Annotated in this window: 28 protein-coding genes and 1 pseudogene; 14 read left to right on the plus strand and 15 right to left on the minus strand. The window is 65.9% G+C overall.

What is annotated here, in order from left to right:
* Positions 1-88: 88 nt before the first annotated feature.
* The 8 genes from FQV39_RS07300 (at position 89) to FQV39_RS07335 (ending at position 5,840) form a co-directional block, all read left to right on the plus strand.
* Positions 89-562, plus strand: a complete 474-nt coding sequence (locus FQV39_RS07300; protein ID WP_149129684.1) for a RidA family protein — start codon at positions 89-91, stop codon at positions 560-562.
* Positions 562-1,338 (plus strand): glycerophosphodiester phosphodiesterase family protein, encoded by a 777-nt coding sequence (locus tag FQV39_RS07305; protein WP_149129685.1) that lies wholly within the window; start codon positions 562-564, stop codon positions 1,336-1,338. The genes FQV39_RS07300 and FQV39_RS07305 overlap by 1 nt, the downstream gene beginning before the upstream one ends.
* Entirely contained in the window at positions 1,335-2,573 is a 1,239-nt protein-coding gene (locus FQV39_RS07310) for a GNAT family N-acetyltransferase (RefSeq protein WP_149129686.1), read from the plus strand. Before FQV39_RS07305 ends, FQV39_RS07310 begins: the two co-directional genes overlap by 4 nt.
* 4 nt (positions 2,574-2,577) lie before the next feature.
* Positions 2,578-3,342 carry a 2'-5' RNA ligase family protein gene (locus FQV39_RS07315; protein WP_248313283.1) on the plus strand — a complete coding sequence of 255 codons (765 nt, stop codon included), beginning with the start codon at positions 2,578-2,580 and terminating at the stop codon, positions 3,340-3,342.
* An 87-nt stretch (positions 3,343-3,429) separates the two neighbouring features.
* Entirely contained in the window at positions 3,430-3,858 is a 429-nt protein-coding gene (locus tag FQV39_RS07320) for an HIT family protein (RefSeq protein WP_149129688.1), read from the plus strand.
* 62 nt (positions 3,859-3,920) lie between these two features.
* Positions 3,921-4,391, plus strand: a complete 471-nt coding sequence (locus FQV39_RS07325) for a carboxymuconolactone decarboxylase family protein (RefSeq protein ID WP_149129689.1) — start codon at positions 3,921-3,923, stop codon at positions 4,389-4,391.
* Between the two features lie 69 nt (positions 4,392-4,460).
* On the plus strand, positions 4,461-4,928 hold the full coding sequence (locus tag FQV39_RS07330; RefSeq protein ID WP_149129690.1) for a carboxymuconolactone decarboxylase family protein: 468 nt from the start codon (positions 4,461-4,463) through the stop codon (positions 4,926-4,928).
* Between the two features lie 21 nt (positions 4,929-4,949).
* Positions 4,950-5,840, plus strand: coding sequence for a sigma-70 family RNA polymerase sigma factor (locus tag FQV39_RS07335; RefSeq protein WP_149129691.1), 891 nt, complete (start codon positions 4,950-4,952; stop codon positions 5,838-5,840).
* Here FQV39_RS07335 and FQV39_RS07340 read toward each other — a convergent pair.
* From FQV39_RS07340 to clpS, 5 genes are all read right to left on the minus strand, one after another.
* On the minus strand, positions 5,837-6,199 hold the full coding sequence (locus FQV39_RS07340; RefSeq protein WP_149129692.1) for an AzlD domain-containing protein: 363 nt from the start codon (positions 6,197-6,199) through the stop codon (positions 5,837-5,839). The two genes, FQV39_RS07335 and FQV39_RS07340, sit on opposite strands and share 4 nt — an antisense overlap.
* On the minus strand, positions 6,196-6,921 hold the full coding sequence (locus FQV39_RS07345; protein ID WP_187640197.1) for an AzlC family ABC transporter permease: 726 nt from the start codon (positions 6,919-6,921) through the stop codon (positions 6,196-6,198). Before FQV39_RS07345 ends, FQV39_RS07340 begins: the two co-directional genes overlap by 4 nt.
* A 148-nt stretch (positions 6,922-7,069) precedes the next feature.
* On the minus strand, positions 7,070-7,357 hold the full coding sequence (locus FQV39_RS07350) for a hypothetical protein (protein ID WP_187640198.1): 288 nt from the start codon (positions 7,355-7,357) through the stop codon (positions 7,070-7,072).
* Positions 7,358-7,364: 7 nt separating this feature from the next.
* Positions 7,365-9,893, minus strand: a complete 2,529-nt coding sequence (gene clpA / locus FQV39_RS07355; protein WP_149129695.1) for an ATP-dependent Clp protease ATP-binding subunit ClpA — start codon at positions 9,891-9,893, stop codon at positions 7,365-7,367.
* Positions 9,894-9,938: 45 nt separating this feature from the next.
* Complete coding sequence (gene clpS, locus FQV39_RS07360) at positions 9,939-10,280, minus strand: ATP-dependent Clp protease adapter ClpS (RefSeq protein WP_149129696.1); 342 nt, start codon at positions 10,278-10,280, stop codon at positions 9,939-9,941.
* A 296-nt stretch (positions 10,281-10,576) separates the two neighbouring features.
* On the opposite strand from clpS, the gene kdsA reads away from it, so the two are divergent.
* Entirely contained in the window at positions 10,577-11,446 is an 870-nt protein-coding gene (gene kdsA, locus FQV39_RS07365; RefSeq protein ID WP_149129697.1) for a 3-deoxy-8-phosphooctulonate synthase, read from the plus strand.
* Positions 11,439-12,635 (plus strand): MFS transporter, encoded by a 1,197-nt coding sequence (locus FQV39_RS07370; RefSeq protein WP_149129698.1) that lies wholly within the window; start codon positions 11,439-11,441, stop codon positions 12,633-12,635. The genes kdsA and FQV39_RS07370 overlap by 8 nt, the downstream gene beginning before the upstream one ends.
* 202 nt (positions 12,636-12,837) lie before the next feature.
* On the opposite strand, the gene queF is transcribed toward FQV39_RS07370, so the two are convergent.
* Positions 12,838-13,293, minus strand: coding sequence for a preQ(1) synthase (queF, locus tag FQV39_RS07375; protein ID WP_149129699.1), 456 nt, complete (start codon positions 13,291-13,293; stop codon positions 12,838-12,840).
* Positions 13,294-13,610: 317 nt separating this feature from the next.
* Between queF and FQV39_RS33075 the strand changes: the two genes are divergently transcribed.
* Entirely contained in the window at positions 13,611-13,754 is a 144-nt protein-coding gene (locus FQV39_RS33075; RefSeq protein ID WP_187640199.1) for a hypothetical protein, read from the plus strand.
* Between the two features lie 198 nt (positions 13,755-13,952).
* Here the strand turns inward: FQV39_RS33075 and FQV39_RS34100 are convergent, their stop codons facing one another.
* Positions 13,953-14,078 carry a hypothetical protein gene (locus FQV39_RS34100; protein WP_282570267.1) on the minus strand — a complete coding sequence of 42 codons (126 nt, stop codon included), beginning with the start codon at positions 14,076-14,078 and terminating at the stop codon, positions 13,953-13,955.
* A gap of 229 nt (positions 14,079-14,307) precedes the next feature.
* Here FQV39_RS34100 and eno point away from each other — a divergent pair, with 229 nt between their 5' ends.
* Positions 14,308-15,591, plus strand: a complete 1,284-nt coding sequence (gene eno / locus FQV39_RS07380) for a phosphopyruvate hydratase (protein WP_149129700.1) — start codon at positions 14,308-14,310, stop codon at positions 15,589-15,591.
* A 20-nt stretch (positions 15,592-15,611) separates the two neighbouring features.
* Here eno and FQV39_RS07385 read toward each other — a convergent pair whose 3' ends face one another.
* Entirely contained in the window at positions 15,612-16,268 is a 657-nt protein-coding gene (locus FQV39_RS07385) for a hypothetical protein (RefSeq protein WP_149129701.1), read from the minus strand.
* A 171-nt stretch (positions 16,269-16,439) separates the two neighbouring features.
* On the opposite strand from FQV39_RS07385, the gene FQV39_RS07390 reads away from it, so the two are divergent.
* Positions 16,440-17,411: a DMT family transporter gene (locus FQV39_RS07390; RefSeq protein WP_149129702.1), complete on the plus strand. Its 972-nt coding sequence runs from the start codon at positions 16,440-16,442 to the stop codon at positions 17,409-17,411.
* On the opposite strand, the gene FQV39_RS07395 is transcribed toward FQV39_RS07390, so the two are convergent.
* The 3 genes from FQV39_RS07395 to FQV39_RS07405 form a co-directional block, all read right to left on the minus strand.
* On the minus strand, positions 17,343-18,128 hold the full coding sequence (locus FQV39_RS07395) for a hypothetical protein (protein ID WP_149129703.1): 786 nt from the start codon (positions 18,126-18,128) through the stop codon (positions 17,343-17,345). The genes FQV39_RS07390 and FQV39_RS07395 overlap by 69 nt on opposite strands.
* Positions 18,125-19,276 (minus strand): tRNA guanosine(34) transglycosylase Tgt, encoded by a 1,152-nt coding sequence (tgt, locus tag FQV39_RS07400; protein WP_149133716.1) that lies wholly within the window; start codon positions 19,274-19,276, stop codon positions 18,125-18,127. The genes FQV39_RS07395 and tgt overlap by 4 nt, the downstream gene beginning before the upstream one ends.
* A gap of 203 nt (positions 19,277-19,479) precedes the next feature.
* A complete protein-coding gene (locus tag FQV39_RS07405) occupies positions 19,480-19,836 on the minus strand; it encodes an ArsC family reductase (RefSeq protein ID WP_149129704.1) in 357 nt (118 codons plus the stop codon).
* A gap of 256 nt (positions 19,837-20,092) precedes the next feature.
* Between FQV39_RS07405 and FQV39_RS07410 the strand changes: the two genes are divergently transcribed.
* Positions 20,093-20,551 (plus strand): phosphoribosyltransferase family protein, encoded by a 459-nt coding sequence (locus FQV39_RS07410; protein WP_149129705.1) that lies wholly within the window; start codon positions 20,093-20,095, stop codon positions 20,549-20,551.
* A 14-nt stretch (positions 20,552-20,565) separates the two neighbouring features.
* On the opposite strand, the gene FQV39_RS07415 is transcribed toward FQV39_RS07410, so the two are convergent.
* The 4 genes and pseudogenes from FQV39_RS07415 to FQV39_RS07430 form a co-directional block, all read right to left on the minus strand.
* Entirely contained in the window at positions 20,566-21,270 is a 705-nt protein-coding gene (locus tag FQV39_RS07415) for a glutathione S-transferase N-terminal domain-containing protein (protein WP_149129706.1), read from the minus strand.
* 160 nt (positions 21,271-21,430) lie between these two features.
* Positions 21,431-21,730, minus strand: coding sequence for a hypothetical protein (locus tag FQV39_RS07420; protein WP_149129707.1), 300 nt, complete (start codon positions 21,728-21,730; stop codon positions 21,431-21,433).
* Complete coding sequence (locus FQV39_RS07425) at positions 21,727-21,939, minus strand: hypothetical protein (protein WP_149129708.1); 213 nt, start codon at positions 21,937-21,939, stop codon at positions 21,727-21,729. Before FQV39_RS07425 ends, FQV39_RS07420 begins: the two co-directional genes overlap by 4 nt.
* A 598-nt stretch (positions 21,940-22,537) precedes the next feature.
* A pseudogene (locus FQV39_RS07430) lies at positions 22,538-22,936 on the minus strand (HipA domain-containing protein); the annotation flags it as partial.
* Between the last annotated feature and the right edge of the window lie 51 nt (positions 22,937-22,987).

Below are 22,987 nucleotides of genomic sequence, written 5' to 3' on the forward strand. Positions count from 1 at the left end.
TTGCGGGCCGTCCGGGCTTCGGCCATGAAAGACCAGTCTCGCAAGATCGGTCCCGAAAAGACCCTGCCTCGCTCGCGGAGCCATGCTCATGAACGTCGTCGAAACACGCCTCGCCGAACTCGGAATCACCCTGCCGAGCCCGGCCGCTCCCGTCGCCAACTACGTGCCCTATGTCATCACCGGCAACCTGCTGGTCATCTCCGGCCAGATCTGCTTCGGGCTCGACGGCAAGCTCTCCGACAAGCACAAGGGCAAGCTGGGCGCCGAGATCTTCAACGAGGCCGGGCTCGAGGCTGCGCGGCTGTGCGCGATCAACGTGCTCGCCCAGGCCAAGGCGGCGCTCGATGGCGATCTCGGCCGGATCGTGCGCTGCGTGCGCCTCGGCGGTTTCATCAACGCCGCCCCGCATTTCGCGGCGCTCCCGGCGATCATGAACGGCGCCTCCGATCTCATGGTCGAAGTGCTCGGCGACAGCGGCCGCCATGCCCGCTCGACCGTGGGCGTAGCCGAGCTGCCGGCCGATGCCGCCGTCGAAGTCGAGGCGATGTTCGAGATCATCTGATGACTCAGGCTTCCAACACGACCACCCGGCCCGAACTGGGCTGGCTGATTGCCCGGCCGATCGCTCACCGCGGCCTGCATGATCTCGCCGCCGGCGTCATCGAGAACAGCGCCTCGGCCGCCGAGGCCGCCATCGCCGGCGGCTTCGGCATCGAATGCGACGTCCAGCTCACCGCCGACGGCGAAGCGGTCGTGTTCCACGATTTCATGCTCGATCGGCTGACGGCTGAGAGCGGCGCCGTCGTCGAGCGCAAGGCCGATGCGCTCTCCGCCATCACGCTCAAGGGCAGCGGCGACCGCATCCTGACCTTGTCGGCCTTCCTCGACCTGATCGGCGGGCGCGTCCCCCTCATCATCGAGATCAAGAGCCGCTTCGACGGCAATCTCGCCCTGACGCGCCGGACCGTGGAGATCGTCCGGGGCTACAAGGACCATCCGATCGTGATCAAATCCTTCGATCCCGATATCGTGACCGCCCTGCGCGAGATCGCGCCGGAGATTCCGCGCGGCATCGTGGCGATGAATGCCTATGATTACGGCGACTACGACAGCCTCTCGCCGGCCCGGAAGCATGCCCTCGCCAATCTGCTGCATTTCACCCAAAGCCGGCCGCACTTCCTCTCCTGGAAGGTCGCGGATCTGGAGAGCGCGGCGCCCTATCTCTGCCGCAACGCGCTCGGGCTGCCGCTGATGAGCTGGACCGTGCGCACGCCGGAGGAGCGGCAGCGGGCCGCGACCTTCGCCGACCAGATGGTCTTCGAGGGCTTTCGTCCTTGAGCAAACGCGAGGGCGACGATCTCATCGTTCGCGTCGCGACCTCGCTCAAGGCCGTCCCGGCAGGCGCGTGGAATGCCTGCGCCAACCCTCATGCCCTGCAGGGCGCCATGTCGGCGCCTTGCCCCGCCGATGCGGATAGCGGCATCGACCGGGACAACCCCTTCGTCAGCCACGAATTCCTGACGGCGCTGGAGGAAAGCGGCTGCACCGGTGGGCGCAGCGGCTGGTCGCCGGCCTATCTCCTCGTCGAGGATGGCGCGGGCGAATTGCTGGCCGCCGCGCCGAGCTTCCTCAAGAGCCACAGCCAGGGCGAATATGTCTTCGACCATGGCTGGGCCGATGCCTATGAACGCGCCGGCGGGCGCTACTATCCCAAGCTCCAGGTCGCCGCGCCCTTCACCCCGGCCACGGGGCCGCGCCTGCTCGTCGCCGACGGACCACGCGCCGACGAAGCGCGAATGGCGCTGATCGCCGGGCTGGAGGCGCTGCGGGCGCAGACACAATCCTCATCGGTGCATGTCACATTCGCGCAGGAGCCGGATATCGCTGCGCTGAAGCAGGCCGGCTATCTCGAGCGCAACGACCTGCAGTTCCATTGGCAGAACGAGCGCTTCGGCAGCTATGACGACTTCCTGGCCACACTGGCCTCGCGCAAGCGCAAGGCGCTGAAGCGCGAGCGGCGCGAGGCGCTCTCGGCCGGCATCACCATCGAGGCGCTCTCGGGCCGCGACCTGACCGAGGCGGTCTGGGACGATTTCTTCGCCTTCTATCAGGACACCGGCTCGCGCAAATGGGGCCGGCCCTATCTCAATCGCGCATTCTTCTCGCGCGTCGGCGCGGCGATGGGCGAACGCATCGTGCTGATGATGGCGAAGCGCGCCGGGCGCTACATCGCCGGCGCGATCAATTTCCGGGGAGCGAACACCCTCTACGGCCGCAACTGGGGCTGCATCGAGGACCATCCCTTCCTGCATTTCGAGGTCTGCTACCATCAGGCTATCGACTATGCGATCGCGCATGGGCTTGCCCGCGTCGAGGCCGGAGCGCAGGGCGAGCACAAGCTGGCGCGCGGCTATCGGCCCGTCGTCACCCACTCCCTGCATCATATCGCCGACCCCGGGCTGCGCCGGCCGGTCGCGGCCTATCTGACGCAGGAGCGCGAGCAGATCGCCGCCGCGCAGGCCGCGCTTGCAGCGGAAACTCCGTTTCGCAAGACGGGATCGAATGATGACTGACGCGGTGACGTTCGCAGCAGCGGCAGATCAGCCGGTCTTTTGCCAAGATGGCGAACTCGGCTATCGGCGCAGCCTCACCGATTTCTCCGCACCGCTCCAGCTCGATGAAAGCTACAGGCTGGCGCATCTGCCGCTGGTCGCTCCAGAGCATCCGGGTGTGATCCCCCGGCGCGAGGGCAAGTTCTATGAAATGGGCCGGCATCCGCGCGTGTTCTCGCTGGTGCTGCCGGTTGACGATGCCGCCCTGCAGGCTTCGCCTGGCTTTCGCGCCTTGGAAGACGAGCTCAGGACGGCGCCCCTCGCCGACAAGATCGCCTGGGAGATCCTGCCGAAGCGGCGCGACAAGCTGCACGCCACGGTCTGCGGCTCGCTCGGGATTGAGGAACCGCCTGCGGTCGCGCAGGCCACGCGCGACGCGCTCGGCGGGATCGAGCCCTTCTCCGTCGAATTGCGCGGATTGTTCTCCGGCAACGTCAACCGCGGCCGGCTCTACCTCGCCGCCTATCCCGAGAAGCGCGATGGCGCGAATATGCTGCAGACGGTGCAGGCTGCCTTCGGGCGCGCTCCCAGCGATCTCTGGCTCGTTGGCCTGTATAATCTCAAGGATGATCTCGATGCCGCCGAGACGGCGGTGCTGGATGGCATCGTCACGCGCTGGTGGAACCGGCCGCTGCTGCGTTTCACCGCAACGGCGCTGCAGGTGATGAGCGCCGGTGACGACCTCGTTCTCGATGGCGCCGTCGAGCAGACATTGCCGCTGGGCGCCTGACGCGGACGAGGTCAGCTTTCGCGGCCTTGACGGCCTCGCGAGGCGGCCACAGGGTCAGCGCTCCGCTTCCAAGCCATCGGAACCGCCATGACCGCCTATGATCCGTCCAACATCTTCGCCAAGATCCTGCGCGGCGAGCTGCCCGCCCACACCGTCTATGAGGATGCCGAGACGATCGCGATCATGGACATCATGCCGCGCGCCGAAGGGCATGTGCTGGTGCTCCCGAAGACCGCCTGCCGCAATGTCTTCGACGCGCCGGTCGAGGTGCTGAGTGCCGTCGCGCTGACGACCCAGAAGCTGGCGCGCGCCGTCAGGGCCGCCTTCGCCGCCCAGGGCGTCACGATCCAGCAGTTCAACGAGCCCGCCGGCGGCCAGGTCGTCTTCCACCTCCATGTCCACGTCATGCCGCGCTTCGACGGCGTGGCGCTGCGCCCGCCTATGGGCGCGATGGAGAAGAACGAGGTGCTCGCCAGCAATGCCGAGAAAATTCGCGAGGCCCTGAAAAAAATCTGAGGGGCATGTCACAAGGGGCTGGGCTGCCTCGTCTTGTCGTCATCAACCGATGGAGAAAGACCATGAGCCAACGCCTCAATGCCTTCCAGGTCGCCCCCGGTGCGATCGAAGCGCTGCTAAAGACGCAGAATTACGTCAATGAGAGCGGGCTGGAGCACAGCCTGCTCGAGCTGGTTAAGATGCGGGCGTCGCAGATCAATGCCTGCGCCTACTGCCTGCACATGCACGCGATGGATGCCCGCAAGGCGGGCGAGAGCGAGGCGCGGCTCTACCTGCTCGACGCCTGGCACGAATCCGAGCTCTACACGCCGCGCGAGAAGGCCGCCCTCGGCTGGACCGAGGCGCTGACCCGTCTTTCGGAAGGCAGCCCGAGCGACGAAGCCTTCGCGGAGCTGCGCGCTCATTTCAGCGAGAAGGAATGCGTCGACCTCTCGCTATCGATCTCGACGATCAACGCCTGGAACCGGCTCAATGCCGGCTTCCGCTCGCGCCATCCGGCCGATCGTCCGCGCAAGACCGAGGCTGCCGCCTGAGCCGATGCGTGCCCCGGCCGAGCGGCTTCGCCCGCCTGGCCGACATCCCGTCCCACAGCGAGAACCACCATGAACAAGCGTCTCAACCCCTATACAACCGCCCCCGAGATAATGAAGCCGCTGATGGCGCTCGAAGCCACGGTCGCGGATTCCGGCCTTGAGCACAGCCTGATCGAGCTGGTGAAGATGCGGGCGTCGCAGATCAATGGCTGCGCCTATTGCCTGCACATGCACTCGGCCGATGCCCGCAAGGCCGGCGAGAGCGAAGCGCGGCTCTATCTGCTGAGCGCCTGGCACGAATCCGAGCTCTACACCCCACGCGAGCGCGCCGCGCTGGCCTGGACCGAGGCGCTGACGCTGCTGTCGCAGACCCATGCGCCCGACGCCGATTACGAAGAGGCCTTGCGCCATTTCAGCGGGGAGGAGATGGTCAAGCTCACGCTGCTGATCGGCACGATCAATGTCTGGAACCGGATCGCGGTCGGCTTCCGCTCGCATCATCCGAACGACAGGGCGCCCAAGGTCGAGGCCGCATAGGATCCACGCTCACAGGATTTCATGACGGACGTCACTGCCGCCGGCTTCGAGACCCACCGGTCCTATCTGACCCGCCTCGCCTACCGCATGCTCGGCTCGCTCAGCGATGCCGAGGATGTGGTGCAGGACGCCTGGCTGCGCTGGCACGACTCCGCGCCGGAAGCGCTGGCGAATCCACGGGCCTGGCTTGGGCGCGTGGTGACGCGGCTCTGCCTCGACCTGATGAAATCGGCCAGGCGGCGGCGCGAGACCTATGTCGGCGCCTGGCTGCCGGAGCCGTTGATCGAGGAGATCGGCGGCACCGCGAGCAGCGATGAGGGCCTCGACGTTCCCTATGTGCTCCAGCTCGCGCTGGAGCGGCTGTCTCCGCTCGAACGCGCCGCCTTCCTGCTGCACGACGTGTTCGACCTGCCCTTCTCCGAGATCGCCGAGACGCTCGGGCGCAGCGAGACGGCCTGCCGGCAGCTCGTCTCGCGGGCGCGCCGGCATGCGCGGCAGGAGGGCCCGCGCCACCCGCTCTCTCCCGATGAGGCGCGGCGCTATGCCGTCGCCTTCTTCGAAGCGGCGCACAGCACCGATCCGACGGCCCTGAAGGGCTTGCTGGCGCAGGATGCGGTGCTGCATGGCGATGGCGGCGGCAAGGCGAGCTCGGTGCTCAACCCGATCTTCGGCAGCGAGAAGATCGGCCGCTTCTTCGCCGGCCTCGCCCGCAAGCCGCAGCAGCAGGGTTTCGTCCCGCGCTACGAGCCGATGCTGATCAACGGCATGCCCGGCTACATCAGCATGGAAACCGACACCGCCCAGGCAGTCGTTCTCGACATCCGCGACGGGCAGGTCCAGGCGATCTACGTCATTCGCAACCCGGACAAGCTCAGCCCTGTGCGGGAGCGGCTCAAGGCGGGCAGAGGCTAAGCTGCCCCGAACAGCCAGACGCCGCCGATCAGCACGACCTCGCCAACGAGAACGGCCAGCATCATCCGGCGCCGGCTCACGGCCATCACGGCCACGGCAGCAGCGAGCGCAGCGACGCGCACGAACAGCGGTGCATAGGCCAGCGCGCCCGGCGGCGAGACTATCAACTTGGCGACGATACCGGCGAGCAGCGCCGTCGCGACCGCCCTCACCCATTCGAGCAGCGGCGAGTCGGCTTTAAGCCCACGCGCGAAGCCGACGGCGAGCCAGCGCCAGATCTCAGTCGGCAGCACCGCGAAAAGCAAGAGTGCGAGATAGGGCCAGAGCGGCCCGTCGAGCAGGGCGATCGGCTGGGTCATTTGGCCGCCTTGCGCTTGCGGCCGATCATGAAGGCGATGCTGCCGGCAATGAGTCCGGCTACGATGAGATCGAAGCCACCACCGATGAAGCGCTCGCAGACCGGCGCGAGCGCCAGCCCCAGCACCAGTGCCGTGACGTCGCTGCGATGGCGCAAGCCAGCCGTCAGAGAGACCAGGAAGAAGATCGGCGTCAGGCAGAGCAGCCCGGCGGCGAAGGGGACGGGCAAGGCGCCGAGCAGATAGTAACCGGCGAAAGTCCCGACCGAGCTCACCGCCATGCAGGTGTTGGCGAAGCCGAGGAAATAGGCCACGCGCTGATGCACCGGGATGCCCGGCAGCCGGCGCAGCCCCTCGGTCCAGGCCGTCACTGCGACGTAGTGCGAAAGAAAGAGCTGCTGCCAGATGCTCTGGCCGGGCCGGCGCAGCAGCGGCAGGATCGCCATCGTCATCGGCAGGAAGCGCAGCGAGGCGAAGGCGATCGCAATCGCGATCGCGCTCCAGGCGGCACCGGCGGCAATGGAGGCGAAGAACAGCACCTGCGAAGGGCCGGCCCAGACCAGGATGGTCGAGAGCACCGCGACATCGACCGGGTATCCGACGTCGCGGGCCAGGGAGCCGATGCCGATCAGCCCGAAGCCGACGATCCAGGCCGGAAGCAGCAGCGCATCGCGCATGCCGGCCAGCGCGACGCGCTGCCAGCTCCAGTCGGCGGATACGCTCATGGGATCATCGCTGCGAGCAGCCTCGGGGACATCAAAACGGCCCGTGCAGAGCGCACGGGCCATTCAACCCCTATGGCTTACCTCGCGAGGGCCCGCCAAGCTTCCGGAAGGAGGAACGGCCCTGCACTCCCTGCAAGGCCGCGGCTGCTCAGCCCTTGCCGCCCTTCATCGCCATGGTGACGAGCTCATTGGCGAAGTCGATCAGCTCCTTCGGAATGCCGCCGACCGCCTGGATGCCGAGATAGATCAGATAGATGAAGGCCGGCACCAGGATCCAGCCCAGCACCTCCTCAAAGATCTTGCGGCGGCGGCGGCGGCGGTCGCGCTTCTCGAACCAGCCGAGCTTTTCCTTGGCAGGGCGCTGCGGCGCCGGAGCCGCCGTGGGCGTTGCGCCCTCGCCGGTTTCGGCGAGGGCTGCTTTCTTGCGTCTGAACAACACGTTCTCAGGCCTTCGTCAGCGGTACCTTCGGCACAGTACGGATCGTGCGCCCGGATGTCTTCGGCGGATTGCCGGGGCCGTCATCCGGGCCAGAGCCGCCCTTGGGGGCCTTGCGGGGCGGTGCCTTCGTGGTCTTGCCATCGCTCATGGCCTTGGCACGCGGCTTTGTCGCTCGCTTGGCCGTCGCGGCCGCGACGTCCTTCTCCGGCTTGGGCTTGGCCGGGCCGTCCGGGAATTCCAAACCGAGCACCTTGATGCCGGTCTCGGACTGGACCACCACCACCTTGACCGCGCCGCCACCCTTCAGCCGCCCGAAGAGAACCTCATCGGCGAGCGGCGTCTTGATCGTCTGCTGGATGAGCCGCGCCATCGGCCGGGCGCCCATCGCCTCGTCATAGCCGTTGTCGACGAGCCATTCGCGTGCCTCGTCCGAGAGCTCGATGGTGACGTTGCGGTCGGCGAGCTGCGCCTCGAGCTGGAGCACGAACTTGTCGACGACGCGGGCGACCACGCTCTTCGGCAGATGGCTGAAGGAGATGGTGGCGTCGAGACGGTTGCGGAACTCCGGCGCGAACAGCTTGTTGATCGCCTCCGTGTCGTCGCCCTCACGCTTGCTGCGGGTGAAGCCATAGGCCGAGCGGGCGAGATCGGCCGCGCCGGCATTGGTCGTCATGATCAGGATGACGTTCCTGAAATCGACCTGCTTGCCGTTGTTGTCGGTCAGCTTGCCGTGGTCCATCACCTGCAGGAGGATGTTGAACAGGTCGGGATGGGCCTTCTCGATCTCGTCGAGCAGCAGCACGCTGTGCGGATGCTGGTCGATCTGGTCGGTCAGCAGACCGCCCTGATCGAAGCCGACATAGCCGGGGGGCGCGCCGATCAGCCGCGAGACGGTGTGGCGCTCCATGTATTCCGACATGTCGAAGCGGATCAGCTCGACGCCGAGCGAGAGCGCGAGCTGACGCGCCACCTCGGTCTTGCCGACGCCCGTGGGGCCGGCGAAGAGATAGCAGCCGATCGGCTTCTCACCGTCGCGCAGACCGGCGCGGGCGAGCTTGATCGCCGAGGACAGCGCCTCGATCGCCTTCTCCTGGCCGTAAACCGAGCGCTTCAGCGTCTGCTCGAGATTACGCAGCACCTCGGCATCGTCCTTGGAGACGGTCTTGGCCGGGATGCGGGCCATGGTCGAGACAGCCACCTCGACCTCCTTCACGCCGATGGTCTTCTTGCGCTTGTTCTCTGGCAACAGCATCTGCGAGGCGCCGGTCTCGTCGATAACGTCGATCGCCTTGTCCGGCAGCTTGCGGTCATGGATGTAGCGCGCCGAGAGTTCCACCGCCGCCTTGATGGCGTCGTGGGTGTAGCGCAGCTTGTGGAACTCCTCGAAATAGGGCTTGAGGCCTTTGAGGATCTCGATCGTATCCGGGACCGACGGCTCGTTGACGTCGATCTTCTGGAAGCGGCGCACCAGCGCCCGATCCTTCTCGAAATACTGGCGGTATTCCTTGTAGGTGGTCGAGCCGATGCAGCGCAGCGTGCCGGAGGCGAGCGCGGGCTTGAGCAGGTTCGAGGCGTCCATCGCCCCGCCCGAGGTCGCACCGGCGCCGATCACCGTGTGGATCTCGTCGATGAACATGATCGCCTTGGGGTGCTGCTCGATCTCCTTCATCACCTGCTTGAGACGCTCCTCGAAGTCACCGCGATAGCGGGTGCCGGCGAGCAGCGTGCCCATGTCGAGCGAGAAGACGGTCGCGTCCTTCAGCACCTCGGGAACTTCCCCGCGGGTGATCTTCAGGGCGAGGCCCTCGGCGATCGCGGTCTTGCCGACACCGGGGTCGCCGACCAGGAGCGGATTGTTCTTCTGGCGGCGGCAGAGGATCTGGATGGTGCGCTGGACCTCGGCCTCGCGGCCGATCAGCGGATCGATGCGCCCGTCCCTCGCCTTCCGATTCAGGTTGACGCAATAAGCGTCCAGCGCGCTTTCCTTTTTCTTCTTTTCCTTGTCCTCGCTGCTGCCCTGTTCGGAGCGCTGCTCGCGCTGCGGCTCGCCTTCCTCCTCGGAGCCGCGCACCGGGCGGCTCTCGCTGGCGCCGGGGCGCTTGGCGATACCGTGGCTGATGTAATTGACCGCGTCGTAGCGGGTCATGTCCTGCTCCTGCAGGAAATACGCCGCATGGCTCTCGCGCTCGGCGAACATGGCGACGAGCACATTGGCGCCGGTCACCTCCTCGCGACCGGACGACTGGACATGGATGACGGCGCGCTGGATCACGCGCTGGAAGCCGGCGGTCGGCTTGGAATCGTCGCGCCCGTCGGTGACGAGATTCGTCAGCTCGGAGTCGATGTAATCGACGAGATTGCGCCTGAGCAGGTCGAGATCGACGCTGCAAGCACGCATGACAGCGGCCGCGTCCTGATCGTCGACCAGGGCGAGCAGGAGATGTTCGAGAGTGGCGTATTCGTGACGGCGCTCATTGGCGAGAGCCAGAGCCCGGTGAAGCGCCTGTTCGAGACTGCGCGAGAAACTCGGCAAGGGAGCGCTCCTATCTGTTCGAAGAGGGGGACGTCTGACCCAAGATCATTTTTTCTCCATCACGCATTGCAGCGGGTGCATATGCTTGCGCGCCAGATCCATGACGAGGGTGACTTTGGTCTCGGCGACCTCATAGGTGAAGACGCCGCATTCACCGACGCCGTTCTGATGCACATGCATCATGATCCGCGTGGCTTCGGCGCGATCCTTGTTGAAGAACCGCTCCAGAACGTGAACGACGAACTCCATCGGGGTGTAGTCGTCGTTCAGCAGCAGGACACGATAGAGATTGGGCTTGCGCGTCCGCGTGCGGGTCAGCACCGCCGTGCCGGTGCCTTCCTTGCCGCCATTGGCCGGGGGGCCGGCACGCCGCGGGCGATCAGCCATGGTCAGCGGGCCCGCGCCCACGGGCAGACGCGACGTCCGATCGGCATGCACTGCTCTGCCCTGGCCTGCCTGCATCATTCACGCCCCGCCATGCCTATCGGATTCCAACCCAAATCGATCCTGCGTTCCCACCCGAGATAGTGCTTCGCCCACGAATTTACAGACCTCTTTCCTGCTTCGCCAGTCCGTTCCCGCCAGCTGCACGCAACTCTTCGCGACATGGCCGCCAACCGCTCGCGCGGCTTGACCCAGCCCGGCCCGGCCAGACATAGAGGCCGCTGGACAAGGACACCACCATGACACCCAACGCCGTCGTCACCATCGGCGAAGATCTCGCCCGGCCCGTGCGCTTCGGCAATGCCTTGCCGCTCGCGCTGATCGCCGGCCCCTGCCAGATGGAAAGTCGCGATCATGCGCTCGAATGCGCGCTGGCCCTGAAGGAAATCGCGGCCGATCTCAATATCGGACTGGTGTTCAAGACCTCCTTCGACAAAGCGAACCGGACCAGCGTCAGAGGCGCCCGCGGCATGGGCCTGGAAGCCGCCCTGCCCGTCTTTGCCGAGATCCGCGAGCGCACCGGACTGCCGGTTCTGACCGACGTGCATGATGCGGGCCAATGCGCCCCGATCGCCGAGGTCGTCGACGTGCTGCAGATTCCCGCCTTCCTCTGCCGCCAGACCGACCTGCTCGTCGCAGCGGCGCAGACCGGCCGGGTCGTCAACGTCAAGAAGGGCCAGTTCCTGGCGCCCTGGGATATGGTCAACGTCGCCGCGAAGGTGATCGAGAGCGGCAATCCGAACCTCATGTTGACCGAACGCGGCGCCTCCTTCGGCTACAACACGCTGGTTTCGGACATGCGCGCCCTGCCGACCATGGCCGAGATCGGCGCGCCGGTGATCTTCGACGCCACCCATTCCGTGCAGCAGCCGGGCGGCAAGGGAGCCTCGACGGGCGGGCAGCGCGAATTCGTGCCGGTGCTGTCGCGGGCAGCCGTCGCCGTCGGCGTCGCCGGGCTCTTCATCGAGACCCATCCCGATCCCGATCGCGCACCATCCGACGGCCCGAACATGGTGCCTCTCTCCGAGTTCCAGGATCTGATCGCCGAACTGCAGGGTTTCGATCGCCTCGCCAAGAACCGCCCGGCCCCAGCCGTCGCCTATGTCTGAACCCGCATCGGCGCCCAAATCCGATCTGGGCGCCCTGATCCCGATCCTGGGGCTCTGCGGCTTCGCCTCGACCTTCACCATGCGGCTGATCGACCCGCTGGTCCCGACCCTCGCGGGCGAGTTCGGCCAGAGCGTCCAACAGATCGCCTTCGTGGCAACCGCCTTCTCCAGCTGCTACGCGCTGGGCCAACCTTTCCTTGGTCCGATCGCCGACTCGGTCGGCAAGTTGCGCAGCATCTCGACCTGCCTCGCCGCACTCTGCGTGCTCTCGACGCTCGCGGCCTTCGCCACCAGCTTCTGGGCCCTCCTTGTGCTGCGTGCGGCAGGCGGCGCGATGGCGGGCGGCGTGATTCCCGCGGCGATGGCCGCCATCGGCGACCGTGCGCCAATGGCAGAGCGGCAGATCATGCTCGGCCGTTTCCTGGTGATCATGATCATCGGGCAGATGGCGGGAGCCACCTTCTCCGGCCTCGTCGCCGACCATATCGGCTGGCGTGCCGTGCTCGTCATCGCGGGCGTGCTCGCCGGCGGCGGTGCGCTCCTGGTGCGGCTCGTGCTGAAGCCGCGGCCCAACGCCGCGCGTACGCCGCTCAGCCTCGCGGGCGCGATCAAAAGCTATCAGGCGGTCTTCGCCAATCCGCGCAGCAAGCTGCTCTATCTGCTCGTGCTGCTGGAAGGGTCGCTCGTCTTCGGGTTGTCGCCGTTCATCGCCGCCATCCTGCATGAGCGTTCCGGAGCCAGCCCTTCGCAGGCCGGCCTTGCGATCGGTGCGATGGGGCTCGGCGGGCTCGTCTACGGCGTGCTGACACGCATCCTGGTCGAACGGGTCGGGCCGCGCCAGATGATGCGCTATGGCGGCCTCGCGGTGGCGCTGGCCTATTTCGCCTTCACCCTGCCCGCGCCGTGGTGGACGGCCATCGGCGTATTCCTGCTGACCGGCTTCGGCTTCTTCCTGCTCCATGGCACGTTCCAGGCGCAAGCGACGGAGCTCGCGCCGACGGCACGCGGCTCGGCGATGGCGCTGTTCGCCTGCTTCTTCTTCATGGGGCACGCCACCGGGCCGCTGGTCATGGCCGCGCTGCTGAATCTCCTCGGAACCCAGCAGGCGCTCATCGTCTTCGGTATCGGGATCGGCGTTCTCGGCTTCGTGACGCCGCGCCTTCTCCCTCCGCTCGGCTCGCGGAGCTGACGCGCGCCGATTGGGCACGGAACCAAGCCGTCATTCCGGGGCAGGCCAAGGGCCTGAGCCCGGAACCCATGAACACAGGGCTTGAAGAATGGCTACGGCGATGCCGCTCTTCTTCATTTCAGCAGTGTTCATGGGTTCCAGGCTCGCGCCTTCGGCGCGCCCCGGAATGACGGCTCGGTTCCGTTGAAAAACGCCTGATGCTTCAGCGCCCACGATAGGGCGCGACGCCCTGATCCGGCAGCCAGAGGCCCTTCGGCGGCTCGCCAGTCTGCCAGAACACGTCGATCGGAATGCCGCCGCGCGGGTACCAGTAGCCGCCGATACGGAACCATTCCGGCTCGAGCAGATCGACCAGCGTCTTGCCGATCGAGACGGTGCAGTCCTCGTGGAAGGCACCGTGATTGCGGAACGCGCCGAGATAAAGCTTCAGCGACTTCGACTCCACCAGCCACTGGCCCGGCAGGTAGTCGATGACGAGGATGCCGAAATCGGGCTGCCCCGTGACCGGGCAGATCGAGGTGAATTCCGGGCAGGTGAAGCGCGCGAGATAGCGCGTGCCGGCATGGGGATTGGGCACGCGGTCGAGCCGCGCTTCCTCGGGCGAGGTAGGCAGCGGGCTGCTCTGACCGAGCTGCAAGGTCGAGGCGTCGATGGCCATGGGAGATGCTCCTCAAGTTTGGGGAGCCTGTAGCTCATCTTTCGTGAAGGGGGAAAGCCGCGAATGCCACGCGCCTGCCATCGTCGGACGCTACGAGCGCGCATCGACGCCCAAAGCTTATGCCTGCTTCAACTCGATCAATATTTATCGAATTTCCACACGCTTCCTTGCTTCGACGGAAGCCAAACTATACCCCAGTACAACTACTCGGCATCGATCACTACAATTCTATGATAATTGCAGGCATATTATTCCTGATCGGATTCTTGATCGGCCTCTCGCACGGATATCCGGCGATCGCGCTTGCCAGCGCGATCATGACCATTGCTATCTTCCCTCTCTGGCTGATCCGGGGAGAACTCGACTTGTTCAGTATCCTCGTCTGGATCGGCTATCTCTTCGCACTGCAGAGCGGCTTCATGCTCGGCAGCTATCTCGGCCTGCCCAACGACAAGAGTTAGGCGGTATGGACAGTTGTCGAGATGGATCGGCCGGAACCGCCGCCGTCATTCCGGGGCGGCCCTTGGGCCGAGCCCGGAACCCATGAACACGACGCTCCAGAGAGGGCCGGACCGGCTTGGAGCACGGCTCTTCCTGCTGAGACGGTGTTCATGGGTTCCGGGCTCAGGCCTCCGGCCTGCCCCGGAATGACGACCATCCTACCAGAACCAGATCGGCCGCCCGGCGAAGGCGCATAGCCCGGCCCACCACAGGATTGTCAGGCCGCACCAGAACAGGACAGCGAGCAAGGACGGTCGGCGGCGGCTCGTAAGATTCTGGAACATGTTCGTTTCTCGAAGGAAAGCTGGACTGCGCTCATCCGGCTCTTCCGCAACCTGCGAGCCAGCAGCGGAATCGGGACCTCGGACATGGCCTGCAGCGCTCCGCCCGGCTTCGCGATCCACCACTAAACATCGATGGCTTGAAGTGCCCGGGATGCGGATCGGGGCTTTCGCGACGGCAGGCTGTTGGCTAGAAGCGCCTCACCCTTCCTCGTCTTCTCCGGAGCCTGCCATGACCGCGATCATCGACATCATCGGACGCCAGATCCTCGATTCCCGCGGCAACCCGACAGTCGAGGTCGATGTCGTGCTCGAGGATGGCTCGATGGGCCGCGCCGCCGTCCCCTCCGGCGCCTCGACCGGCGCGCATGAGGCGGTCGAGCTGCGCGACGGCGACAAGAACCGCTATCTCGGCAAGGGCGTGCTCAAGGCGGTCGAATCCGTCAACGTCGCCATCGCCGAGGCGATCGTCGCGATGGACGCCGAAGACCAGACCGCCATCGACCAGACAATGATCGAGCTCGACGGCACGCCCAACAAGGCGAAGCTCGGCGCCAACGCCATCCTCGGCGTCTCGCTCGCGGTCGCCAAGGCTGCGGCGGAAGCCTCGGGCCTGCCGCTCTACCGTTATGTCGGCGGCACCTCGGCACGCGTCCTGCCCGTGCCGATGATGAACATCGTCAATGGCGGCGCCCATGCCGACAACCCGATCGACTTCCAGGAATTCATGATCATGCCCGTCGGCGCGGAGTCCTTCACTGAGGGCCTGCGCATGGGCTCGGAGATCTTCCACACGCTGAAGAAGAAGCTGCACGACGCCGGCCACAACACCAATGTCGGCGACGAGGGCGGCTTCGCTCCGAACATCAAGTCGGCGGAAGCCGCGCTCGACTTCGTCATGCAGGCGATCGAGAGCGCCGGCTACCGGCCCGGCGAGGACATCGCGCTGGCGCTCGACTGCGCCGCGACCGAGTTCTTCAAGGACGGCGCCTATGTCTATGAGGGCGAGCGCAAGACGCGCGATCCCAAGGCGCAGGCCAAATACCTCGCCAAGCTCGTCGGCAACTACCCGATCGTCTCGATCGAGGACGGCATGTCGGAGGATGACTGGGAGGGCTGGAAGGTGCTGACCGACCTCGTCGGCGCGAAGTGCCAGCTCGTCGGCGACGACCTCTTCGTCACCAATGTCAGCCGCCTGTCGCAGGGCATCAAGGGCAAGACCGCCAACTCCATCCTGGTCAAGGTCAACCAGATCGGCTCGCTGACCGAGACGCTCGCCGCCGTCGATATGGCGCAGCGCGCCGGCTATACCGCCGTGATGTCGCACCGTTCGGGCGAGACCGAGGATTCGACGATTGCCGACCTCGCGGTCGCGACCAATTGCGGGCAGATCAAGACCGGCTCGCTCGCCCGCTCCGACCGGACGGCGAAGTACAACCAGCTGCTGCGCATCGAGGAGGAGCTGGGCGCGCAGGCGATCTATGCCGGCCGCGGCGCGCTCAAGGCGCTGGCCTGATCAAACCTCCGCTGCCGCGTTCACCAACGCGGCAGCAGGCTCACCGCCTGGGAGAGCCCCCAGGAGCCCGCCGCCTGGACACTGCCGGCGGCGCCCGTCACGGCGTCGGAGACCTTGGTCGCCGGCGCCACCACGAAACGGCTCCAGAAATCATCGCGGGACGCCTCGCTCGCCTGTGCCGTCTCGATTGCCGTCGCCGCCGCTGGCGGCAGGATCACGAGCGGAGCTGCGACAGCGATGTTGCGCTCCGGCGGCGAAGCGGTTCGCCGCGCCGGGGACGAATGTCTCGCCTTCTCCGCCGTTTCCAGCCGCGGCTTGCCGAGCGCCGCAAATTGCGGTGGGGCCCATTCGTCGCGCTCCGGCCAGCTCACCGACATCGGCATTGCCAGGGCGGCCGGCGTGACCTGCCGGTTGGTCCGGAAGTCCTCGCTCGCGGCAAGGTCGGCACCATCGAGTCGATCGGTGATCTTCCCATCCCGAAGCAGTGCAAGTTTCGGCAGCATCGCCTGCTCGATCGGCGCATGCACGGCCCCATGGCGCGGCATAGCGCCGGACAGCAGGCCGGGCGGCGTCGCGAGCAGCGCTGTCGCAGTGGCAATGCCCAATGACAGCAGGAGATGGTGGCCGAGACGGCTCGCCATGGCGGCAGGGCTGGGAGAATAGCGGTTGCCGGGCATCGGCGGTCACTCCGGTGGCTGGCCCAGTTGATATCGCGCCGCAAAGGAAGCCGATGCGACTAGGCGCCAGAAGGGCCGAAACGCGGCGCAAATGCGGTCTGCCCCCGCAAGCGCGGGTGCCATGCACAACAGCCCGTAACGGCGGTGCAACAATCCGCGTTATGCCAGCGCATGGATCAGCGCCTCGCCAGCCTTGCTGCCGTGCACGACAAGGAGCACCGCCGACGCCGGCTGGCGGTAGCGGGCATGCTGCTCAGCGTCCTGATCTTCGGGTCGAATTTTGCGCTGAGCCGTCATGCCTTCCTGCACGGCATCACGCCTTATGACCTGCTGGCGCTGCGCTTCGGGACGGCGGGCCTTCTGCTCCTGCCGTTGTTCCTGAAATCCGGCCTCGCGCGCTGTGGCGGCGCCGGCTGGGGGCGGGGCTCTCTGCTGTTCCTGTCGAGCGGCCTTCCGATGACCTTCCTGATGATGATGGGCCTGACCATGGCCCCGGCGGCGCACGGCGCGACGATCGGGCCGGGCACCGTCACGATCATCGGCATCATCGGCTCGGTCGTCCTGTTCGGCGCGGCGCTAACACGCAACCTCGTCATCGGCATTGCCGGCGTGCTGGCCGGTCTCGCCTGCCTCGCGATCGCAGGCACGACGGGCGCGAGCGCAGGAACGCTGCGCGGCGACCTGATGTTCGTGGGCGTCGGCCTGCTCTGGGGCTTCTATCCGCTGATGATCCAGCTCTGGAAGCTCGACGGACTGCGCGCCTCGGCGGTTGTTTCGGTGCTGTCGATGGCCTGCTGGCTGCCGATCTACGCCCTGTTCTTCTTCCGCGGCTTCGACATCGCGCCATGGTGGGTGCTGTCGCTGCACGCGCTCTATCAGGGCGTGGCCAATGTCATTATCGGCCTGTGGATCTGGGGCTGGGCGGCGCATGTCCTGGGGCCGGCGGTCGTCGGTCGCTTCCCGCCGCTGATCCCGGTCACGGGCACGTTGCTGGCGATCCCGGTGCTCGGCGAGATCCCATCCTCGCTGCAGCTCGCCGGCATCATGCTGATCATCGGCGGGCTGTTCGTCGCCTCATGGCGCAAGCCGGCGCGCAAGCCCGGTCACGAACAGGTTCCAGCCGACCGAAACGACGAGACCTGAGGCGAGCGCCGTCCATGTGCCGAACGGCACGGCCATCAGATGCACGGCGGCAAGCCCCAGGCCCGTGCCCAGCAGCCCGAGCGCCCCGCTGCCGATCACCGCAGCGGTGGCCTTCCCGCCGATGCGGGGATGCAGGATCACGATCAGGCTCGACAGGACAATGGGCAGCCCGGCAAGGACGCCCGACCAGAGCGGCCCGACTCGATCGCTCGCGGCTGTGACGATTCCCGCCAGCACCGCGACGCAACCGGCCCTGATCGGGATGGCATAGCGCGAAAGCGCGACAGGGGCGGCCATGCGCACGGAGAGATAAGGCCGCACCAGCATGTGCACGACAGCGAAGGCGAGGATGGTCAGGACGGCGAGCGGCAGCACCGGCAGCGCCAGGCTGCGCACGCCGGCCAGCGCGAGAACCCAGACGGCCGAGGCAATCGCGAGCGAGGGCAACATCGTCAGGCGTTGGGCCAGAAGCACATAGCTCACGATGAAGGCGGCATGGGTGACATTGGCATTCATCGTGCCCAGCGCGCTGGCGGCAATGAAAGCCGCGTCGTGATCGAGCGCGAGGAAAACAAGCACGGGGCCGAGCGAGATCGGCAGCGTCGCGATCATCGCCGCGACCAGCGGTCCCGTGCGCTCGGCCAGAACGGAGCAACCGACCACCACCGAAGCGGCGATCGCCATCTTGACCGGCAGAAGAGCGAGCCCTGCGCTCAAGCCGCCTCGCCTCTGGCCCAGCCTTCCTTGGTCTCGGCGATGAAATCGGCGAGGCGCCCGGCCACGATGGCGGCGCGCAGGCCTGCCATCAGATCGTGGTAGTAGGCGAGGTTCACCCAGGTCAGCAGCATCTTGCCGAGCATTTCCTCGGCCTTGACGAGATGATGCAGATAGGCACGCGACCAGCTATTGGCCGCCGGGCAGGAGGATTGCTCGTCGATCGGGCGCGGGTCCTCGGCGTGCTTGGCGTTCTTGAGGTTCATCCGGCCGAAGCGGGTGAAGATCTGGCCGTGGCGGCCGGCGCGGGTCGGCATCACGCAGTCGAACATGTCGATGCCGCGCGCGACCGACTGGATGATGTCGTCCGGCGTGCCGACGCCCATCAGGTAGCGCGGCTTCTCCTGCGGCAGATGCGGCTCGACCGTCTCGATCATAGCCAGCATGATCTCCTGCGGCTCGCCGACCGCGAGACCGCCGACGGCGTAACCCTTGAGATCCATGGCGGCAAGCTCGCGCGCACTCTCGACGCGCAGATGCGGCACCGCCCCGCCCTGGACGATGCCGAACAGCGCCCGCCCCGGATGACTGCCGAAAGCCGTCTTGCAGCGCTCGGCCCAGCGCAGCGACAGTCGCATCGCCTTCTCCGCCACCTTGTCCTCGCAGGGCAGCGCGACACACTCGTCGAGCTGCATCACGATGTCGGAGCCGAGCAGGTTCTGGATCTCGACCGAGCGCTCGGGGGTGAGCACATGCTTCGAGCCGTCGATATGGGACTGGAAGGTGACGCCCTCCTCCGTCAGCTTCCTCAACTGCGACAGCGACATCACCTGGAAGCCGCCGGAATCGGTCAGGATCGGATGCGGCCAGTTCATGAACTTATGCAGGCCGCCGAGCCTGGCGACGCGTTCGGCGCCGGGCCGCAGCATCAGGTGGTAGGTGTTGCCGAGCACGACGTCGGCGCCAAGCGCCCTCACCTGCTCGGGGTACATGCCCTTCACGGTCGCGGCGGTGCCGACCGGCATGAAGGCGGGCGTACGGATGACGCCGCGCGGCATGCTGATCGCGCCGGTGCGGGCGGCACCGTCGCGGGCGGCGACATGAAAGGCGAACTCCGTGGCGGCGGGTTGCGGCGCCAGCGGCTCGGTCATCTTGGGCTGAACGGTCATGGCCTGCGAGGTAGAGCAGCGCGGGGATTTAGGGAAGAGCTACGCGCGCCGGGCGGCTGTCTCTCGCCGTCATGCTCGGGCTTGACCCGAGCATCTCATAGCCCGAGGGCTCCCTGAGCCTGTTCGGCAAGAGGTTCTCGGGTCGGCGCTCCGCGCCGCCCGAGAATGACGGCAACAGGGAAGGCTCACCCCTTCGCCAGCACGGCCTCGTAGATCTCCGGCTTGAAGCCGACGATCGTCTTGCCCTTGCCGAAATCGAGCACCGGGCGCTTGATCATCGCGGGCTGGGCGAGCATCAGCGCGACGGCCTTGGCCGCATCGAGCCCTTGCTTCTCGGCGTCTGGAAGCGCGCGGAAGGTCGTGCCGGCGCGGTTCAGCACCGTCTCCCAGCCATGCTCCTTCACCCAGCCTTCGAGCGAGGCCTTGTCGATCCCGCTCGCCTTGTAGTCGTGGAAGCCGTAGGTCGCGCCATGACCGTCGAGCCAGCTGCGCGCCTTCTTCATCGTGTCGCAGTTCTTGATGCCGTAGATCGTAATCGTCATGCCTTCATCCGGACTGTGTGAAACGGCGCTGCACCCGCAATCCGCCTGTCATCGGGGTTTGTCAGCAGCGCTGCAAACAGGCATGACATGGCGGGTGACATCGTCGGATGCAGGCAGGAGATAGCATGGATACCGTCTCGGCCTCTGCGCAGAAAACGCCGGCTCCACCTGCTTTTCCCATCGGCGCTGGAAGGACCATCCGATCGTCGGCGTCGATTTTCCCGATACCTCGACCTTCACTTGCGACGGCCGCTGGATGCAGACGGCCTGCGACGCTCTGGCAATCCATCTTGGCAAGGAAACCGATCTTCTTGCCGGAATCGACATCGGCGGCCTCGGCTTTGCGGGCGCGTTGGCGCTGCGAAACGGCCTCGGCTTCATCGATATCCGCAAGGTCGGTTCGATCCGCGCCGACGTCGTCCGCAGCCTCGCGGCCAATTACGAACTCGGCAATGGCGTCGTCCTGTCGAAGGGCCATCGGCTCGACGGGCGTCACGTGACCATCATCGACGACTGCCTCGTCACGGGTGGCACCGCGCTGGCGGCGGCGCAGCTGCTTCGCCGGCTGGGCGCACGCTGCACGCATGCGCTCTTCATCTTCGAACTCGACGGGCTCGGAGGCCGCGAGCGGCTTCTCCAGGGCGGCATCTCCGTGCACGCCCTGAAAAGACTGGCTCCGGTTCAACCCCAGGAGCTCCCCAGCGACAGGCCCTGAAAGGACGCCAGTGCTCAGGGGCGCTTCGGGATGTCGAGGCCGCGCTGCACCGCCGGGCGCGACAGGCAGCGCTCCAGCCAGATCGGCACATGCGTCAGCGCGGAATAGTCGACGAGTTCGCCGGCGCCGTAGAAGCCGACGAGATTGCGCACCCAGCCGAGGATGGCGATGTCGGCAATGGTGAATTCATCGCCCATGATCCAAGTACGGCTCACCAGCCGGTCCTCCAGCACGCTGAGCAGGCGCTTGCTCTCGCTGGCGTAGCGGTCGCGCGGGCGCTTGTCCTCATATTCGCGGCCGGCGAACTTGTGGAAGAAGCCGAGCTGGCCGAACATCGGGCCGATCGCCGCCATCTGGAAGAACACCCACTGGATGGTCTCGTAGCGTTTCGCAGGGTCCTTCGGCAGGAGCTTGCCGGTCTTCTCGGCGAGGTAGAGCAGGATCGCGCCCGACTCCCACAGGCCGAGCGGCTTTCCGTCCGGCCCGTTCGGATCGATGATCGCAGGGATCTTGCCGTTGGGGTTGAGCGAAAGGAATTCCGGGCCCCAGGTCTCGTTCTTGCCGATGTCGACGAGGTGCGGCTCGTAGGGCAGCTCGAGCTCCTCCAGCGCGATCGAGACCTTCACGCCGTTCGGCGTCGGCAGCGAATAGAGCTGGATGCGGTCAGGATGGCGGGCGGGCCAGCGCTTGTTGATCGGGAACGCGGAGAGATCGGCCATAGGGTGCTCCGGTTGAATCGGGCGAGCTTCGGAGCAGGACGATAGAGCCGGGCGCGCCCAAAGCAACGGGGGGCCCGGCCCATGGCTGCAAGACCGGCTTGCGCCGGTGCATGATCAGGCGCCGGCAAGAGGCCAGCGACCGAGAATCTCGTAGGGTTTACTAGGAACGCTGCGGATCAGGACAAAATCCGTCACAGGCCAGCTCAGCGGACGCACGTGGAACGCCTTCGTCCGGAAGCGGTCGTAAAGGAGCGTCAGATGCGGGCGACCGGAAGATCGCTTGCCGCGAAAACCGCATCTCCCGATCCAACATGTTGTGAAGCCGGTCGGCTCCGATCACGCCATCCTCACCGGTGACGACGAGCGCGGGTGTTTTGGCGTTTTGGGCGAAAGTCGCCACTTGGTCGAAGTTCAGCGTGAAGCATGCCTGCCTGATGCGCAGTGCCGCGCGATGCATCAAGGCAAGTGTTCCTGGGAATCCGGTTCTCTGTTTTCGAGCCAGCCCCAGAGCGTGACGTGGTATTTGCCGACCCCGCGTGGATCGCCGGACAGGCCGAGCCAGTTGCGCAGCGCGCACGCCATACGGTCGGCCGAAGCCGCTGCGACCGGGTTCGGCAGAAGCGCGAAGAAGTAATTCGCCTGCCTTGGAAGCCAGACACTCCGTTCCATGATCGCCTCCTTCGAAAAGACGGCAGAAACAACACCATAGAACAAAACAAGAACAGCTCAACCATGAAAGAGTTGCCCGCTCGCGAGGCCACACCGTCACCATAGATGGCTGATGTCGATCGACGACAAGAAAGTCGTTGGAGCGGTTCGCGCTCAAGGCGGGCAGTGCCGCCCTGGAGCGCCCTCGCTCACTCCCACTCGATTGCCTAAACAGATCATAAGCATTTGAAATCGAAAGAAAATTTTTCCCTTCTGAATGGAGATACCGACTTTCGGGCCGTCAAAACGCTATGCTTATGATTTCAAAAGGAAAACCGGCGCCAAAATTTTTCTGTGGCTTCGGCAACCATCGGGGTCGATCGACCCTCTGGACAGAATTTTTGGGCAAGCCGTTGCCTTGGATTTGACGATCAAAAGTACCGTCACGCCACGCAGCAGACTGGCCGTGCCAAGGCTATGCGCGGATGAGTGTCCTCGGATCTTCGTCCAACCTTATCGGTCACAAGTCGCCCGCCTGCTGCTCTATTCGCGAATCGCCGGCCATCGAGCCGGGACCGTCCACGGTCACTTCCCCTCTCGTCAAGCCATGGGCATTGGCTCACTTCTCGGCGCAAGAGTTCAGTATCGGCGTAATCGCCTTCACATGCTCGTCGATCCGCTCAAGCACTTTCGCCGGGACAACGTGGCGCTCAGGCAGACGCCACCAGTGTTCGTTGACGAGTTCGACGGTCTCGACCACTGCCTTCAGGACTGCTGGCTCCGGAAGCCTTGCGCGGTTCGCAAATGCTTTCCATCGCGGTGCTGCTAGCGCCTTGAACGAGCGCTCCCCTCCAAGCGAAAGCGCCATGGCGTCGGCGGGAATATATGGCACGGTCGACAGGACGTCGTAGATTGGTGCAAGCGCCGGCTTGTCGCCGTTTCCAGGATAGATCAACGACCAGTTCTTCAGGTGCATGTCGCCGTTGCCCGCAATGACGGTCAGTGCCAGGCGACGGAGCGGTGACAGCCCGACCTGATGTAACCGTTCGAACAGAAGGAAATCATCGAT

The organism is Bosea sp. F3-2 (assembly GCF_008253865.1).
In the GTDB taxonomy this organism is placed as follows: domain Bacteria; phylum Pseudomonadota; class Alphaproteobacteria; order Rhizobiales; family Beijerinckiaceae; genus Allobosea.

Bases quoted from the DNA above. Each gene is read 5' to 3' on its own strand.
- FQV39_RS07345 (WP_187640197.1), bottom strand. From the start codon at position 6,921: ATGAGCGTATCCGCCGACTGGAGCTGGCAGCGCGTCGCGCTGGCCGGC.
- kdsA (WP_149129697.1), top strand. From the start codon at position 10,577: ATGACACCCAACGCCGTCGTCACCATCGGCGAAGATCTCGCCCGGCCC.
- FQV39_RS07305 (WP_149129685.1), top strand. From the start codon at position 562: ATGACTCAGGCTTCCAACACGACCACCCGGCCCGAACTGGGCTGGCTG.
- FQV39_RS07385 (WP_149129701.1), bottom strand. From the start codon at position 16,268: ATGCCCGGCAACCGCTATTCTCCCAGCCCTGCCGCCATGGCGAGCCGT.
- FQV39_RS07410 (WP_149129705.1), top strand. From the start codon at position 20,093: ATGCAGACGGCCTGCGACGCTCTGGCAATCCATCTTGGCAAGGAAACC.
- eno (WP_149129700.1), top strand. From the start codon at position 14,308: ATGACCGCGATCATCGACATCATCGGACGCCAGATCCTCGATTCCCGC.
- queF (WP_149129699.1), bottom strand. From the start codon at position 13,293: ATGGCCATCGACGCCTCGACCTTGCAGCTCGGTCAGAGCAGCCCGCTG.
- FQV39_RS07320 (WP_149129688.1), top strand. From the start codon at position 3,430: ATGACCGCCTATGATCCGTCCAACATCTTCGCCAAGATCCTGCGCGGC.
- FQV39_RS34100 (WP_282570267.1), bottom strand. From the start codon at position 14,078: ATGTTCCAGAATCTTACGAGCCGCCGCCGACCGTCCTTGCTCGCTGTC.
- FQV39_RS07300 (WP_149129684.1), top strand. From the start codon at position 89: ATGAACGTCGTCGAAACACGCCTCGCCGAACTCGGAATCACCCTGCCG.
- FQV39_RS07390 (WP_149129702.1), top strand. From the start codon at position 16,440: ATGGATCAGCGCCTCGCCAGCCTTGCTGCCGTGCACGACAAGGAGCAC.
- clpS (WP_149129696.1), bottom strand. From the start codon at position 10,280: ATGGCTGATCGCCCGCGGCGTGCCGGCCCCCCGGCCAATGGCGGCAAG.
- FQV39_RS07335 (WP_149129691.1), top strand. From the start codon at position 4,950: ATGACGGACGTCACTGCCGCCGGCTTCGAGACCCACCGGTCCTATCTG.
- FQV39_RS07325 (WP_149129689.1), top strand. From the start codon at position 3,921: ATGAGCCAACGCCTCAATGCCTTCCAGGTCGCCCCCGGTGCGATCGAA.
- FQV39_RS07330 (WP_149129690.1), top strand. From the start codon at position 4,461: ATGAACAAGCGTCTCAACCCCTATACAACCGCCCCCGAGATAATGAAG.
- tgt (WP_149133716.1), bottom strand. From the start codon at position 19,276: ATGACCGAGCCGCTGGCGCCGCAACCCGCCGCCACGGAGTTCGCCTTT.
- FQV39_RS07340 (WP_149129692.1), bottom strand. From the start codon at position 6,199: ATGACCCAGCCGATCGCCCTGCTCGACGGGCCGCTCTGGCCCTATCTC.
- FQV39_RS07405 (WP_149129704.1), bottom strand. From the start codon at position 19,836: ATGACGATTACGATCTACGGCATCAAGAACTGCGACACGATGAAGAAG.
- FQV39_RS07425 (WP_149129708.1), bottom strand. From the start codon at position 21,939: ATGGAACGGAGTGTCTGGCTTCCAAGGCAGGCGAATTACTTCTTCGCG.
- FQV39_RS33075 (WP_187640199.1), top strand. From the start codon at position 13,611: ATGACCATTGCTATCTTCCCTCTCTGGCTGATCCGGGGAGAACTCGAC.
- FQV39_RS07370 (WP_149129698.1), top strand. From the start codon at position 11,439: ATGTCTGAACCCGCATCGGCGCCCAAATCCGATCTGGGCGCCCTGATC.
- FQV39_RS07415 (WP_149129706.1), bottom strand. From the start codon at position 21,270: ATGGCCGATCTCTCCGCGTTCCCGATCAACAAGCGCTGGCCCGCCCGC.